The organism is Billgrantia gudaonensis (assembly GCF_900100195.1).
Classification (GTDB): Bacteria; Pseudomonadota; Gammaproteobacteria; order Pseudomonadales; family Halomonadaceae; genus Halomonas; species Halomonas gudaonensis.
The window spans coordinates 300,356-314,236 of the sequence record NZ_FNES01000001.1 but is presented as its reverse complement, the minus strand read 5'-3'; the positions used below and the strand labels follow the sequence as shown (position 1 = coordinate 314,236).

Annotated in this window: 15 protein-coding genes; 2 read left to right on the top strand and 13 right to left on the bottom strand. The window is 66.2% G+C overall.

Annotation, left to right across the window (positions count from 1 at the left end; all coding sequences use genetic code 11):
• Positions 1–24: 24 nt before the first annotated feature.
• The 9 genes from mltG to BLP96_RS01370 all read right to left on the bottom strand — a co-directional run bounded on the left by mltG (position 25) and on the right by BLP96_RS01370 (position 7,212).
• The gene (gene mltG, locus BLP96_RS01410) at positions 25–1,029 is read right to left on the bottom strand and encodes an endolytic transglycosylase MltG (RefSeq protein ID WP_089682321.1); all 1,005 of its coding nucleotides are present in this window, start codon (positions 1,027–1,029) and stop codon (positions 25–27) included.
• A 13-nt stretch (positions 1,030–1,042) separates the two neighbouring features.
• Positions 1,043–1,846, bottom strand: a complete 804-nt coding sequence (gene pabC / locus BLP96_RS01405) for an aminodeoxychorismate lyase (RefSeq protein WP_089682319.1) — start codon at positions 1,844–1,846, stop codon at positions 1,043–1,045.
• Positions 1,846–3,081, bottom strand: coding sequence for a beta-ketoacyl-ACP synthase II (gene fabF, locus BLP96_RS01400; protein WP_089682317.1), 1,236 nt, complete (start codon positions 3,079–3,081; stop codon positions 1,846–1,848). Before fabF ends, pabC begins: the two co-directional genes overlap by 1 nt.
• Before the next feature lie 205 nt (positions 3,082–3,286).
• Positions 3,287–3,520 carry an acyl carrier protein gene (gene acpP / locus BLP96_RS01395; protein WP_016854353.1) on the bottom strand — a complete coding sequence of 78 codons (234 nt, stop codon included), beginning with the start codon at positions 3,518–3,520 and terminating at the stop codon, positions 3,287–3,289.
• Between the two features lie 124 nt (positions 3,521–3,644).
• On the bottom strand, positions 3,645–4,388 hold the full coding sequence (gene fabG / locus BLP96_RS01390) for a 3-oxoacyl-ACP reductase FabG (protein WP_089682316.1): 744 nt from the start codon (positions 4,386–4,388) through the stop codon (positions 3,645–3,647).
• 49 nt (positions 4,389–4,437) lie between these two features.
• Positions 4,438–5,391, bottom strand: coding sequence for an ACP S-malonyltransferase (gene fabD, locus BLP96_RS01385; RefSeq protein WP_089682314.1), 954 nt, complete (start codon positions 5,389–5,391; stop codon positions 4,438–4,440).
• A gap of 1 nt (position 5,392) precedes the next feature.
• On the bottom strand, positions 5,393–6,445 hold the full coding sequence (gene plsX / locus BLP96_RS01380) for a phosphate acyltransferase PlsX (protein ID WP_089682312.1): 1,053 nt from the start codon (positions 6,443–6,445) through the stop codon (positions 5,393–5,395).
• A 35-nt stretch (positions 6,446–6,480) separates the two neighbouring features.
• On the bottom strand, positions 6,481–6,651 hold the full coding sequence (gene rpmF, locus BLP96_RS01375) for a 50S ribosomal protein L32 (RefSeq protein WP_010627954.1): 171 nt from the start codon (positions 6,649–6,651) through the stop codon (positions 6,481–6,483).
• A 33-nt stretch (positions 6,652–6,684) separates the two neighbouring features.
• Positions 6,685–7,212, bottom strand: a complete 528-nt coding sequence (locus BLP96_RS01370) for a YceD family protein (protein ID WP_089682310.1) — start codon at positions 7,210–7,212, stop codon at positions 6,685–6,687.
• A gap of 112 nt (positions 7,213–7,324) precedes the next feature.
• Here BLP96_RS01370 and BLP96_RS01365 point away from each other — a divergent pair, with 112 nt between their 5' ends.
• On the top strand, positions 7,325–7,912 hold the full coding sequence (locus BLP96_RS01365) for a Maf family protein (protein WP_089682308.1): 588 nt from the start codon (positions 7,325–7,327) through the stop codon (positions 7,910–7,912).
• A gap of 178 nt (positions 7,913–8,090) precedes the next feature.
• On the opposite strand, the gene sppA is transcribed toward BLP96_RS01365, so the two are convergent.
• The 4 genes from sppA to BLP96_RS20045 form a co-directional block, all read right to left on the bottom strand.
• Entirely contained in the window at positions 8,091–9,170 is a 1,080-nt protein-coding gene (gene sppA, locus BLP96_RS01355; RefSeq protein WP_089682304.1) for a signal peptide peptidase SppA, read from the bottom strand.
• Between the two features lie 57 nt (positions 9,171–9,227).
• Positions 9,228–9,878, bottom strand: coding sequence for an HAD family hydrolase (locus BLP96_RS01350; protein WP_089682302.1), 651 nt, complete (start codon positions 9,876–9,878; stop codon positions 9,228–9,230).
• A gap of 64 nt (positions 9,879–9,942) precedes the next feature.
• The gene (locus BLP96_RS01345) at positions 9,943–10,890 is read right to left on the bottom strand and encodes an RluA family pseudouridine synthase (protein ID WP_089682300.1); all 948 of its coding nucleotides are present in this window, start codon (positions 10,888–10,890) and stop codon (positions 9,943–9,945) included.
• 419 nt (positions 10,891–11,309) lie between these two features.
• Positions 11,310–11,447 carry a hypothetical protein gene (locus tag BLP96_RS20045; RefSeq protein ID WP_176761427.1) on the bottom strand — a complete coding sequence of 46 codons (138 nt, stop codon included), beginning with the start codon at positions 11,445–11,447 and terminating at the stop codon, positions 11,310–11,312.
• Here BLP96_RS20045 and rne point away from each other — a divergent pair.
• On the top strand, positions 11,446–13,881 hold a 2,436-nt coding region (gene rne, locus BLP96_RS01340; protein WP_089682298.1), incomplete at its 3' end, for a ribonuclease E. The genes BLP96_RS20045 and rne overlap by 2 nt on opposite strands.

Sequence of the window (13,881 nt, the reverse complement as noted above, 5' to 3'; positions counted from 1 at the left end):
CGCAGCCGCGACATCGACAACCCGTCAACGGTTGCGAATGTAACGGTTCACGGCATTGTTATGTTCGCGCAGGGTGCGCGAGAAGTGATGAGTACCGTCGCCCCGAGACACGAAGTAGAGCGTATCGCCGGGTTCGGGATTCACCGCGGCCTCCAGGGCAGCCCGACCAGGCAACGCGATGGGCGTCGGCGGCAGGCCGTCGATCACGTAGGTATTGTAGGGCGTTGCCTCGCGCAGGTCCGCCCGGGTGATATTGCCTTCATAGCGCTCGCCCATGCCATAGATCACCGTGGGGTCGGTCTGCAGGCGCATGCCGCGCTCCAGTCGCCGCGTGAAGACACCGGCGATCTCGCGGCGCTCTTCCGCAGCGCCGGTCTCTCGCTCGATCAGCGAGGCCAGAATCAGCGCTTCGTAAGGAGAATCGATCGGCAACTCTTCCTGGCGCTCGGCCCACGTCTCGGCAAGGACTTCCTCCATGCTGGCATGCGCCTGACGCAGAATGTCCAGGTCGCTCATGCCCTTGTGATATTGGTAGGTATCGGGAAAGAAGCGTCCTTCCGGATGCTCGCCTTCCTGCCCCAGTCGAGCCATGATCTCGTCGTCGGAAAGCCCGCTGGTGCGCTGTTCCAGTTTTTCGGCTCCTTCCAGCGCGGCACGAAACTGGTCGAAGGTCCAGCCTTCGGGAACGGTCAGCGAGTAGGTGACGACCTCGTTGCTGCCCAGCAGCGTCAGCAGCTCGCGCCCGCTCATGCCGGGCTCCAGGGCATACTCGCCGGCCCGTAGCGATGGCACGCTACCGGGCTCGAGTCGCACCAGCAGGCGAAACGCCCAAGGGTCGTTCAGGATGCCTCGACTGGCCAGTTCCCGGACCACCTGATGGTACCCGGCACCGCGCGGTACCTCGTAGAGCGTGGTTTCCTCCACGGCGATGGGGGCGTCGAGGCGACTCTCCCAGTAGCGATAGCCGGCAAACGCCGCTACCGCGGCCAGCACGGCAAGTACCACCAGTGTCTTCACCACGCGCAGCATGCATTCTCCTCGTTCAGTGTTCTGCCAACGGGTAGCCGAGCAGCGCCTGAGCCTCGGCCTGCAGCGCCCGGTGCATCTTGCCGAGGCGCCAGCTCGCCAGCATGTGGCCGTCGCTATCGTCCAGGCGAACCAACGGCCACACCCCCTGTACGGAATTGCCCACCCAAACCGCCTCGGCGTCGAGCAGCGCCTCCGGCTTCGCGGCGACCTCGTCGATGGCGAGGCGTTCGAGCAGTGCAGCACGTAGCGTACCGGCCACGCCGCAGCGGTCGAGGCACGGAGTTTCCAGGCGCCCATCTCGCTGCCAGAAGAGATTCATCGCCGTCGCCTCGACCAGCACGCCGTCACTGTCGCAGACGAGCCCCTCGGCGACTTGCGGATCGCTCCACTCGGCCCGTGCCAGCACGTTCTCGAGACGCCCCAGGTGCTTGATACCCGCCAGCAAGGGCTGAATGCCCAGCCGCAGCCGGCAGTGACGAACCCGCACACCCTGGCGCCAGGCATCGACAGCGGGCGAAAACGCCGAGACTTGCCAGGCCAGACGCGGCTCGGGATCGCGTGGCGGGCAATAGCCACGGCCGCCACTGCCGCGGGTGACGACCAGCTTGAGAACGGCCAGACCCCGTGGCGCCTCGGCCAGCGGTGCCGCCAGGTCATGTTCGGCCGGCATGGGAATCCCCAGCGCATGACAGCCCCGCACCAGGCGAGCCAGATGCTCATCCCATAGCCGGGGCTGGCCATCGTTCAGCAGAACGGTCTCGAAGAGCCCATCGCCGTAGGCCAGGCCGCGGTCCTCGAGTGGCAGCGACGACGTCATCACACCTTGGTGAAGACCAGAGTTCCGTTGGTGCCGCCGAAGCCGAAGGAGTTCGACATCGCCACGTCGACCCGGCGCTCGCGGGCTGTGTAGGGCACGTAGTCCAGGTCGCAGTCTTCATCGGGGTTGTCGAGGTTGATGGTCGGCGGCACGACCTGATCGCGAATCGTCAGCACCGAGAAGACCGCCTCGACGGCGCCGGCGGCGCCAAGCAAGTGACCGATCATGGACTTGGTGGAGCTCACCGACACACTGTGTGCTGCCTCGCCCATGACCTGCTTGACGGCCCGTGTCTCGGCGACGTCGCCGGCTTGAGTCGAGGTTCCATGGGCATTGATGTAGTCGATCGTGGCGGGATCGAGCCGCGCATCGCGGATGGCATTGCGCATGGAAAGCGCGGCGCCACTACCGTCCTCGGGCGGCGCCGTCATGTGATGGGCATCGTCGCTCATGCCGAAACCGGCCAGTTCGGCATAGATGGTCGCTCCGCGAGCCTTGGCATGCTCGTACTCCTCCAGCACCAGTACCCCGGCACCGTCGGAAAGCACGAAACCGTCGCGGTCGCGATCCCAGGGGCGACTGGCCGCTGTCGGGTCGTCGTTGCGCGTGGAGAGCGCGCGCGCCGCGGAGAAGCCCCCCAGGCCCAGGGGGGTGGTGGCCATCTCGGCACCGCCGCAGATCATCACGTCGGCATCGCCGTAGGCGATGGTGCGCGCACTGTAACCGATGTTGTGCGTTCCGGTGGTACAAGCCGTGGTGATGGCGATGTTGGGACCACGAAAGCCGTGCTGAATCGCCAGGTTCCCGGAAATCATGTTGATGATCGAGCCGGGCACGAAGAACGGCGAGATGCGCCGTGGCCCGCCCTTGAGCAGGGCATTGTGATTGTGCTCGATCATCGGCAACCCACCGATGCCGGAGCCGACCGCCACGCCGATCCGTTCGGCGTTTTCCTCGCTGCACTCGAGGCCCGCATCGCTGATGGCCTGAGCGCCTGCGGCAATCCCGTACTGGATGAACAGGTCCATCTTGCGCGCATCCTTGGGATTGAGGTGGGGGCTGATGTCGAACCCTTTGACCGAGCCCCCGAAGCGCGTGTTGAAGCTGCTGGCATCGAAATGCTCGATGGGGGCGATGCCGCTCTTGCCAGCCAGGATGCTCTCCCAGCTCTCTTCGACGGTGTTGCCCACCGGCGTGACCAATCCCAGCCCGGTCACCACTACTCTACGAGCCATCCGCTCTCCTCCAGACAACCTTGATGACACGACCCAACGGGTCGCCATTGGCACGCATTATACCGGACTCACCCCCGCCTGGGGGAACCGCGCCCATAAAGCGGAAAGCCGCCCTGAACGCAGGGCGGCTTTCCGCGGGCCTCGCATGCGGCCCTAGCGATTCGCATCGCTCGATTCACCTCAGCAAGCGGTGACGACCAAGCCCTCACTGATGGGCATTGACGTAATCAACGGCTTCCTGAACGGTGGTGATCTTCTCGGCTTCCTCATCGGGAATCTCGGTATCGAACTCCTCCTCGAGCGCCATGACCAGCTCGACGGTGTCCAGAGAATCGGCACCGAGGTCCTCGGTGAAGGAGGAGCTGTTCTGGATGTCCTCTTCCTTGACGTTCAGGCGCTCGGCCACAACCTTCTTCACGCGCTCTTCGATGGTGCTCATTATGACGTACTCCAGTCGTTCAAGTTAGCCGTTCAGATGACCAGCCGGGTGGTCCGCAACCGCAAAGCTGCGGGGTAGTTTATAGACGGCCCCCGGTCGGCGCAACCGCCGACCCGCGGGGGGTTCAACGCATGTTCATGCCGCCGTTGACCTGCAGCGTCTCGCCGGTGATGTAACCGGCGCCGTCGCTGGTGAGAAAGCCCACGGCCGCAGCGATCTCTTCCGGTTCTCCCAGGCGCGAAAGCGGGATCTGTTTCAGCAGCATCTGGTGCTGTTCCTCGGGCAGTGCCTGGGTCATGTCGGTGGCGATGAAGCCGGGCGCCACGGCATTGACCGTGATGGTGCGCGCGGCCACTTCACGTGCCAGCGCACGAGTGAAGCCCTCCATGCCGGCCTTGGCGGCCGCATAGTTGGTCTGCCCCAGGTTGCCCATGGTGGCCACTACCGAACTGATGTTGACGATACGCCCGAAGCGCGACCGGGTCATCCCGCGCAGACACGCCTTGGTCACGCGGTAGACCGACTTGAGGTTGGTGTCGAGCACCGCATCCCACTCGTCTTCCTTCATGCGCATCAGCAGGTTGTCACGAGTGATGCCGGCATTGTTGACCAGAATGGTGGGAGCGCCGAACTCATCGCCGATGCCCTTGATCAGCGCATCCACGCTGGCGGAATCGGTGACGTCCAGGGCGCGTCCCGCCCCCTCGATGCCCTGGGCGCGCAGATCTTCATCGATCTTGGCCGCACCGCTTTCGGTGGTGGCGGTGCCGATCACCACGCGTCCCTGGCGCCCCAATTCGTGGGCGATGGCGCGACCGATGCCACGGCTTGCGCCGGTGACCAGGGCGATTCTGCGTTCGCTCGTCATAGGTGTTCCCAATAGTCGTTTGGATCCATGCCGGGCTCCCCGGCCCAGCCTACTGGCCCAGCGTCTCGCGGGCGAGTTCCAGGGCTGCCTCGAGACTGTCCGGGTCGTTCACCGCCAGCCCCTTGCTACCCCGAGCGATGCGCTTGCTGAGCCCGGTCAGAACCTTGCCCGGCCCACACTCGATGAAGACCTCGGCGCCGTTGGCAACCATCGCCTCCACACAGGCCGTCCAGCGTACCGGCTGGTAGAGCTGTTCGATCAGGCGAGTGCGCAACGTCTCCACGTCGGCATGCGCCTCGGCATCGACGTTCTGGTAGACGGTGTAGCGCGGCGGACGCATGTCGAGCTCGTCCATGGCGGCGGCAAGCCGCTCGGCAGCAGGCCGCATCAGCTCGCAGTGCGAAGGAACCGATACCGGTAGCGGCATGGCACGCTTGGCACCGGCTTCCTGGCAAGCTGCGATGGCACGCTCCACGGCATCCTTGCTGCCGGCGATGACCACCTGACCGGGAGCATTGTAGTTGACGGCGGCAACCACATCACCCTGCGCCGACGCGGTACAGGCCGCCTCCACCTGTGCATCGTCGAGCCCCAGGATCGCCGCCATGGCGCCCTCGCCTTCCGGCACGGCCGCCTGCATCGCTTCGCCACGCAGTCTCACCAGGCGCACCCCATCGGCGAACCCCAGCACACCGGCACACACCATGGCACTGTATTCACCCAGGCTGTGACCGGCCATCGCAGCGGGCCGCGGCCCCTCCAGCTCCTGCCACACGCGCCAGACCGACACGCTGGCCGTGAGCAATGCGGGCTGGGTACAGGCCGTGGCGTTGAGACGCGCCTCCGGCCCTTCCTGGACCCGCTTCCAGAGGTCATAACCCAGCGCGTCGGACGCCTCTTCGAAGGTGGTGCGTACCACGCTGTAGCGCTCGGCCAGCTCACGCAGCATGCCGACTTGCTGGGAGCCCTGCCCGGGAAAGACGAGGGCGAGGGGTTGGGTCATGTCATTCACCTTTACTCTTGTTGAGTGCTGTCCTGCATTGGGACCGACCGCCGGCCAGTTCCCTGGCGAGATGTGACGGCAGATCCTGGTTCACCTCTCGTACGGCGCGCTGTACCGCATAGGCGAAACCGGTGGCCTCGGCACTGCCGTGGCTCTTGATGACGATCCCGGCGAGCCCCAGCAGGCTCGCACCATTGTAACGTACCGGGTCGAGTTCGCCCTTGAGCCGTCGCAGCGCCGGGCGCGCCAAAAGCCCTACCAGGCGACCGCTCCAGCTAGCCTCCAGAGTGGCCTGCACGCGCTCGATGAGCATGCGCGCCAACCCCTCGCTGGCCTTGAGCACCGCATTGCCGACGAAGCCGTCGCAGACGATGACGTCGGCGGCACCCGAGAACACGTCGTCACCCTCGACGAAGCCGCCATAGTTCAACGCCTCCCGTTCGCGCAGCCGAGCATCGGCCTCGCGAACGGCAGCACTGCCCTTGGTCCCTTCGCTGCCCACGTTGAGCAGGGCCACCCGAGGCGACTCCAGGCCATCCACATGACGCGCCATGGCCTCGCCCATGCACGCGAAATCGACCAAACGAGCGGCACTGACGTCGACGTTGGCCCCCAGATCGAGAAGATAGCAGCGCCCTTCATTGCGGGTGGGTATCGCCGTGCTGATGGCAGGCCGGGGCATGTTCGCCACCATGCCGAGATGGCGCCGCGCCAGCGCCATCAAGGCACCGGTGTTGCCAGCACTGACCCCGGCGTCCGCCTGCCCGTTCGCCACATGCGCCAGCATGCGGGCCATGCTGGTATCCGCACCGCGGCGCAGCGCTTCGGAGAGGCTCTGGTCCTGGCGAATGACGTCGGGAGCGTGATGGACGGACAAGTGCGATTCTGCCGCAGCGAGGTGCCGCGGCAGATTGGCGATCTCGTCTGCCAACTGGGCCTGCGGACCGAACAGTTCGAGGTGCAGACCCGGCTGATTCAGCGCGGTCAGTGCCGCACCCTGCACCACCGCACGGGGGCCCGCATCCCCCCCCATGGCATCGATGGCGATCCGCACGCGGCACGACCTGGCGTTATCAGCTATTCGTCAGCTCAGACGTCGACGACCTTGCGGCCGCGATAGAAACCGTCGGGAGAGACATGATGGCGCAGGTGAGTGGTACCGGTTTCCTTGTCCTGAGACAGGGTCGGTGCACTCAGGGCGTCGTGACTACGACGCATGCCGCGCTTGGAACGGGTCTTGCGGTTCTGTTGAACTGCCATGGGATCACACTCCAGAGTGAATCGATCGAGAAATCAGGGTTTGCCCTTGAGGCGACGCAGCACCTCGAAGGGGCTGACAGCAGCCGGCGCCGATGACTCCGCCGCCTCGCCACTGCTCAGCTGGTCGCTCGAGACGCTACACTGCGCCTCGTCGTGGTAGACCGACTGGGGCAGGCTGAGGATCAGCTCGTCCTCCACCGTCTCCAGCAGGTTCAGCTGTTCGTTTTCCACCAGCACCGGCTCGTGGGTGCTCGGCAGTTCGGCCGCCAATGCATCGCTGGTCACCATGCCCAGTCGAAAGTCGCTCTCGACCTGCTGAGTCATGGGCAACAAGCAGCGCCGACACGGCAGCTGCAACTCGGCCTTCAGGCGGCCATGAATCTCACGCCGCCCCTGGGCGTCGATGGCGAAGTCGAGCCACACCGAGCAGTCGCCTCTCTGCGCTCCCACCTGCTCGGCCAGCCGCGCGAACCCATCCAGGGCCACCAGGCCCTCGAGGCGTTCGGCACGGGCAGCGAGCTTGTAGGGCTCGACCCAGTCGGGAAGTCGTGAGGTCAACATAGGCGCGCAATGATAGGCACTCCCCCCGCCCCTGTCAAAGCCGCTGCACCGACTGCGCGACGTGGCATACTGAGACGCCACTCGCTCCCCTTCATCGCCGCAGGAGACATGCATGACGCGCCTCGTTCTCGCCTCCGGCTCGCCCTACCGCCGCCAATTGATCGACCGCCTGGGCATCCCCTACGCGTGGGCCAGTCCGGACATCGACGAGACTCCCCGGGAAGGAGAATCGCCACAAGTCCTGGTACATCGCCTGGCGCTGGCCAAGGCCAGTCGCCTGGCAGACGACTACCCGACTCACCTGATCGTCGGGTCCGACCAGGTCGCCGTGTTCGACGGCGACATCCTCGGCAAGCCCGGCGATGCCGCCACCGCCCGCGCACAGCTGGCGCGTTTCTCGAACCAGCGGGTACGCTTCCTCACCGGCCTGGCACTGCTCGACACGGCCAGTGGCCGGCACTGGGTATGCCACGAGCGTTTCGACGTGGTGTTCCGCAAGCTGAGCAAGGCCGAGATCGCCAGCTACGTGGAGCGAGAGCGCCCGCTGGACAGCGCCGGCAGCTTCCGCATGGAGGGGCTGGGCATCGCACTGTTCGAATGCCTGGAGGGAGACGACCCCAATGCCCTGATCGGCCTACCGCTGATCCGCCTGTGCACCCTGCTACGCGAGGCGGGGCTGGACCCGCTCGGCGCGCAGTGAACTGCGGCTGCGGCTGCGGGCTGCGGGCTGCGGGCTGCGGGCTGCGGGCTGCGGGCTGCGGGCTGCGGGCTGCGGGCTGCGGGCAATGGTCTGACTTGCCCGTCGAAACCCGCAACCCGTGGCTCGTGGCCCGCATCTCGTGGCTCGTGGCCCGCATCTCGTGGCTAGCGGCTCGTGGCTAACGAAGCTGGTAGCGTACTGGCGATCCGCTTTTCGGCACGCCCAGCCACTCCATCGCCACCCGTCCGAAGCGACGACTCAGCCGCTCGAAGGGGTCGAGGCCGGGTGTGTAATCGTGCAGTCGCACCTCGCCGAGACGGCTGCGCGCCACGCCTTCGATGCTGTCCAGGCCATCGATCAGGCCCAGGGACAGCGCCTGCTCACCGCTCCAGATGAGCCCGCTGAAGAGCTCCTCGTCCTCCGCCAGGCGATCTCCCCGGCCTTCGCGCACGGCGTCGATGAACTGCTGATGAGTCGTATCGAGCACCGACTGCCAGAAACGACGCTGATCCGGGGCCACCTCGGAGAAGGGGTCGAGAAACGCCTTGTCTTCGCCGGCGGTGTAGACGCGACGCTCCACGCCGAGACGATCGATGGCCTCCTCGAAGCCGAAACCGGAGAAGATGACCCCGATGGAGCCCACCAGGCTGGCCGGCGAGGCGACGATCTCGTCCGCCGCGGCGGCGATATAGTAGGCGCCACTGGCACCGACGTCCTCGATCACCGCGATGATCGGCTTGTCGCCCTGATCGCGCAGCCGCATGATTTCGTCGAATACCCGCTGCGACTGCACCGGACTGCCGCCAGGGCTATCGATATGCAGTATCACCGCCTCGGCACCCGGCGACTCCCAGGCCCGATTGAGCCCGGCGATGAGCCGCTCGGCGCTGGCCGGCGACTGCGCATCGATGGCGCCCCTCAGCTCTACCACCCCCAGGTGCGGACGCTCGGGCTCGTCCGTCATCGCCCCGGCGAAGAAAGCCCCATAGAGCGCCGCGGACAGCGAGGCCAGGATCAGCGCGACGAAGACGAGGCGGAAGAAGAGTTTCCAGCGGCGGCTGCGTCGCTGCTCGGCCAGCACGCCGCCCACCCAGCGGTCGAGCATCTCCACCTGAGCCAGCCGCTCGCGGGCCTGCAACGTCTCGGCATCTTCGCGGTCGGGCTCCGTCTCCGCCGAGGACGGCAACGGCTCGCGCCCCCCGCTCGGTGACGACTCATCGCCCTGGGTCCAGGGGTCGTTGCGCTTGTCGTCGTTCATTTCAACTCGTGCTCCTGTTGACGAGGTACCAGGTCGTCGCGACCGAACCGGGCGTGTTCACCGCTCCAGCCAATCGAACAGTGCCGCAACGCTCTCTGCCATGTAAACGGGTCGACTGGCCTCGAGCCGCGCCGGGGCGTGCACGCCCCAGGTAACGGCCACTCGATCCATGTCCAGCGCCCGCGCCATTTCCAGATCGTATTCGGTATCGCCCACCATCACCGCCTCGCCGACATCGACGTCCAGCTCGGCCAGGAGCTCCTCGAGCATCAGCGGGTGGGGCTTCGAGCGCGTCAGGTCGGCGGTACGGCTGGCGTGGAACCAGCGGGCGCTGTCGCTCTCCCGAAAGATGCGATCGAGCCCCTTGCGACTCTTGCCGGTGGCCACTGCCAGGCGGCGCTCGGCCGAGGCGCGCAGCCGCACGATACCCTCGACCACGCCAGGAAAGAAACGCATCGGCGTGGCATCGCCCTGCACGAAATGAAAGGCGTAGCGGCTGCGCAGCAACTCCGCACGCTCGGCATCGATGCCAGGACACAGACGTGCAATGGCCTCGGGCAGCCCCAGGCCGATGATGTCGCGTACCGCCTCGTCGGGCAGCGCTCCCCAGCCCGCTTCGTGGGCGGCCGCCTGCATGCTGGATACGATTCGGGCGGCGGAGTCCATCAGGGTGCCATCCCAGTCGAAGATCACCAGTCGGTAACGCATCGCCACTCCGCTTTCGTCATTGTTGGCTGTGGTGGGGTAGCCATCGATTCTTGCTGGCCCGGCCTCAACCGAGTTCCCGGGCACGCGCGAGCACGCCCTCCAGATCCTCGGGCAGCGGCGCCCGAATCTGCACCGGACGGCCACTGGTCGGTTCCGGGAAGGTGAGCGCCGCGGCATGCAGGAAGAGTCGCGACAGGCCCAGTCGCCTGGCGAGAGCCTTGCCCTCGCGAGAGCCGTACTTGTCATCGCCCAGCAGGGCATGGCCGGCGTGGACGGCATGGACGCGGATCTGGTGGGTACGCCCGGTGACCGGCTCTGCCTCCACTAGACTGACCTTCGACATGGCCTCGCGTACCGAGAAACGGGTACGCGCCACCTTCCCCGCGGCATCGACCCGCACCCGACGCTCGCCGTTGGCCAGGGTGTAACGCTCCAGGCGGGCGCTGACGAAGTCGCGCCGAACCGGCCAACGCCCCGCCACCAGCGCCAAATACTGCTTGTCCATGCGCTGCTGCTTGAGCGACTCGTTGAGCGCCAGCAGCGCCGGGCGCGATTTGGCCAGCAACAGGCACCCGGAGGTGTCGCGATCCAGGCGATGCACGAGTTCGAGAAAGTCGAGATCCTCGCGCACCTGGCGCAACGCCTCGATCAGACCGATCTTGACACCGCTGCCGCCATGCACGGCAAGCCCCGCCGGCTTGTTGATCACCAGCCAGTCGCGCCCTTCCAGCAGGACGCTGCCGGCCAGCAGGTTGCGCAGGTTGTCGCTCACCTCGCGCACTGCCTCGCGAGGCGACAACCTGAGCGGCGGAATGCGCACCCGATCACCGACAGCCAGGCGCGTATCGGCCTTGACGCGCTTCTTGTTCACCCGCACCTCACCCTTGCGCACGATGCGGTAGATCAGCGCGCGCGGCACGCCTTTCAGACGCGTGACCAGGAAGTTGTCGATACGCTGACCGGCCTGGCCCTCGCCCACTTCCACCCACTGCACATCGCGTCCTTCGGTCATGGTTCTCCCGCTCGAGAAGTCGTTGAGAAACGGCATTCTATCGCACTGCAGCGCTTTCCGCGCCAATTGCCGCTCCCCCCCATTGCTGCTATATTGCCTGCTCGCTCGGATGGATCCCTTCGGTCCCCTAGCGCCTGCCCGACAGACACGCAGGCCGGAGCGACGAAATCAGGCCGCGACGACCCATGCAAAGGTCCCGCCGCCGACGAGTGGACCCAGAAACAGACAAGCAGTAACGCCACGCCCGGATCCCCGCTCGCCCCTTCAGTGCGAGCAGTGGCCACGGGAATCGTTCAACATCGTGTCGGTGGCCGGCGTTGGCGAATCGATGAATGCCAGGTGTCTGGTGGAGACCGCAGGGCCGGATGGGCACAGAACCCGCCGAGACACGTCTTGCCTCCACCGCGTACTCAACAGGATCATGTCGTATCGGACTCACGGTCCGGTATCGATCGGGCGCCACTGCGCATCCGCGACATGCGCTGAGCACAAGCACGCAGCACCAGCGGTTCGCCGTCGCCGAGGCTCGCCGGCGCACTCAGTTTGCGAGACGACATGAAACGCATGCTCATCAATGCGACCCAGCCGGAAGAGCTGCGGGTCGCCCTGGTCGATGGACAACGCCTCTACGACCTGGACATCGAATCCGGTGCCCGGGAGCAGAAGAAAGCCAACATCTATCGCGGTCGCATCACCCGCGTCGAACCCTCGCTGGAAGCCGCCTTCGTCGATTTCGGTGCCGAGCGCCACGGCTTTCTGCCCCTCAAGGAAGTGGCCCGCGAATACTTCCTCAAGGAGACTTCCGGGCGCCCCAGCATCAAGGAGGTGCTCAAGGAAGGCCAGGAAGTCATCGTTCAGGTCGACAAGGAGGAGCGCGGCAACAAGGGAGCGGCGCTGACCACCTTCATCAGCCTGGCCGGCCGCTTTCTGGTGTTGATGCCCAACAACCCACGCGCCGGCGGCATATCGCGGCGCATCGAGGGCGAGGAACGCAGCCAGCTCAAGGAGGCCATGGGCCAGCTTACGGTGCCCGACAAGATGGGCGTCATCGTGCGTACTGCCGGCATCGGCCGCTCCACCGAGGAGCTGCAGTGGGATCTCGACTACCTCGTGCAGGTGTGGGAAGCGATCACCGAAGAGGCCGGCAAACGCCCAGCGCCCTTCCTGATCTATCGCGAGTCCAACGTCATCATCCGTGCCATGCGCGACTACCTGCGCCAGGACATCGGCGAGGTGCTGATCGACAGCGAACAGGTGCATCGGGACGCTCTCTCCTTCATCCGTCAGGTGATGCCCTCCTACCAGCAGAAGATCAAGCTCTACGCTGACGAGGTGCCGCTGTTCTCGCGCTTCCAGATCGAGTCGCAGATCGAAACCGCCTACGAGCGCGAGGTCAAACTGCCTTCCGGCGGTTCCATCGTCATCGACCACACCGAAGCGCTAGTCTCCATCGACATCAACTCGGCGCGCGCCACCCGCGGCAGCGACATCGAAGAGACCGCCCTGCAGACCAACCTGGAAGCCGCCGACGAGATCGCGCGCCAGCTGCGCCTGCGCGACATCGGCGGCCTGGTGGTGATCGACTTCATCGACATGAGCCCCGCGCGCAACCAGCGCGAGGTCGAGAACCGCATGCGCGACGCCCTCAAGCTCGACCGCGCGCGGGTGCAGATCGGGCGCATCTCGCGTTTCGGCCTGATGGAGATGTCGCGTCAGCGCCTGCGCCCCTCGCTGGGCGAGACCAGCGGCGTGGTCTGCCCGCGCTGCAATGGTCAGGGCACCATTCGCGACGTGCGCTCCATCTCGCTTTCCATCATGCGCCTCATCGAGGAGGAGGCCATGAAGGAGCGCAGCGCCCAGATTCGCGCAATCCTGCCGGTACCCGTGGCCACCTATCTGCTCAATGAAAAGCGTAACGTACTGGCCGACATCGAGCGCCGCCAGGAAGTGCGCCTGCTGATCCTGCCGAGCCCCGACATGCACACGCCGCACTACGACGTGCAGCGCTTGCGCGACGATCACGTCGAGGATGAAGGGGCCCTCGACAAGTCGAGCTTCGAGCTTTCCACCGACAGCGAGGTGGGCAAGGAGCCGGACACCAGTGCCGCCAAGCCCACGGCCCGCGCCGAGGCAGCGGTCAAGACCGTGATCCACAACGAGCCGGCCCCTGCCTCGCTCCAGCAGCAACCCTCCTCCTCGTCGTCGACGCCACCCGCCTCGCTGCCGGCTCCCAGCGGCGTACTCGGCCGCCTGGTGAAGGGCGTGGCCAAATGGCTCGGCAGCGATGAAGCCGGCGAGACCGAAGCCCCGGCTGCAAGTCCCAAACCGAGCGACAAATCCAGCCAAGGCACGCGTGGCAGCGGCGAATCGCGCAGCGATCGGGGCCAGAACCGTCGTCCGCGCAGCGACGCTCGCGATGAGGGTCGCAGCCCGCGCAACCAGGGCCGCACTTCCGAATCCAGCCGTGGCGATGCACGCAGCGATGGTGACGAAGGACGGCGCGGCAGCCGTGGTGGCCGTGGACGCAGCACGCCCCAGGCAGACAAGCCAGCGGCCCGTGACGGTGGCGGTCGTGGGCGCGATGCGGCTCGCAAGCAGCCCACCGAGAAAACGGCCGACAAGCCCTCCGGCAACGGCAAAGCGAGTGAAAAGCCAACCCCCGAAAAGGCGGCAGATACCGCCAAGGCCGATACCGCCAAGGCCGATAGCGGCAAGCCCAAGCGCACGCGCAACAACCCGCGCAACCGCACCCGCCAGCACGCCATCAAGCCCGAGGCAGAAGCCGAGCAGAAGCGGCTCCAGGCAGAGGCTACGGACTCTTCTGCCGAAACGACGGCACAGGTAACCGAGACCAAACCGAACGAGAAGCGCGCCCAGCCCAAGGCCGAGCCGGCACAGAAGCCCGCCGAGCCCAAGGCGGAAACGCCCAAGCCCAAGCCGGCACAGAAGCCTGCCGAGCCCAAGGCGGACGCGCCCAAGCCCGAGGCCCAG

Bases quoted from the DNA above. Each gene is read 5' to 3' on its own strand.
- acpP (WP_016854353.1), bottom strand. From the start codon at position 3,520: ATGAGCACCATCGAAGAGCGCGTGAAGAAGGTTGTGGCCGAGCGCCTG.
- sppA (WP_089682304.1), bottom strand. From the start codon at position 9,170: ATGAACGACGACAAGCGCAACGACCCCTGGACCCAGGGCGATGAGTCG.
- pabC (WP_089682319.1), bottom strand. From the start codon at position 1,846: ATGACGTCGTCGCTGCCACTCGAGGACCGCGGCCTGGCCTACGGCGAT.
- rpmF (WP_010627954.1), bottom strand. From the start codon at position 6,651: ATGGCAGTTCAACAGAACCGCAAGACCCGTTCCAAGCGCGGCATGCGT.
- BLP96_RS01345 (WP_089682300.1), bottom strand. From the start codon at position 10,890: ATGACCGAAGGACGCGATGTGCAGTGGGTGGAAGTGGGCGAGGGCCAG.
- fabG (WP_089682316.1), bottom strand. From the start codon at position 4,388: ATGACGAGCGAACGCAGAATCGCCCTGGTCACCGGCGCAAGCCGTGGC.
- fabD (WP_089682314.1), bottom strand. From the start codon at position 5,391: ATGACCCAACCCCTCGCCCTCGTCTTTCCCGGGCAGGGCTCCCAGCAA.
- mltG (WP_089682321.1), bottom strand. From the start codon at position 1,029: ATGCTGCGCGTGGTGAAGACACTGGTGGTACTTGCCGTGCTGGCCGCG.
- BLP96_RS01370 (WP_089682310.1), bottom strand. From the start codon at position 7,212: ATGTTGACCTCACGACTTCCCGACTGGGTCGAGCCCTACAAGCTCGCT.
- BLP96_RS20045 (WP_176761427.1), bottom strand. From the start codon at position 11,447: ATGTCGTCTCGCAAACTGAGTGCGCCGGCGAGCCTCGGCGACGGCGAA.
- BLP96_RS01365 (WP_089682308.1), top strand. From the start codon at position 7,325: ATGACGCGCCTCGTTCTCGCCTCCGGCTCGCCCTACCGCCGCCAATTG.
- fabF (WP_089682317.1), bottom strand. From the start codon at position 3,081: ATGGCTCGTAGAGTAGTGGTGACCGGGCTGGGATTGGTCACGCCGGTG.
- BLP96_RS01350 (WP_089682302.1), bottom strand. From the start codon at position 9,878: ATGCGTTACCGACTGGTGATCTTCGACTGGGATGGCACCCTGATGGAC.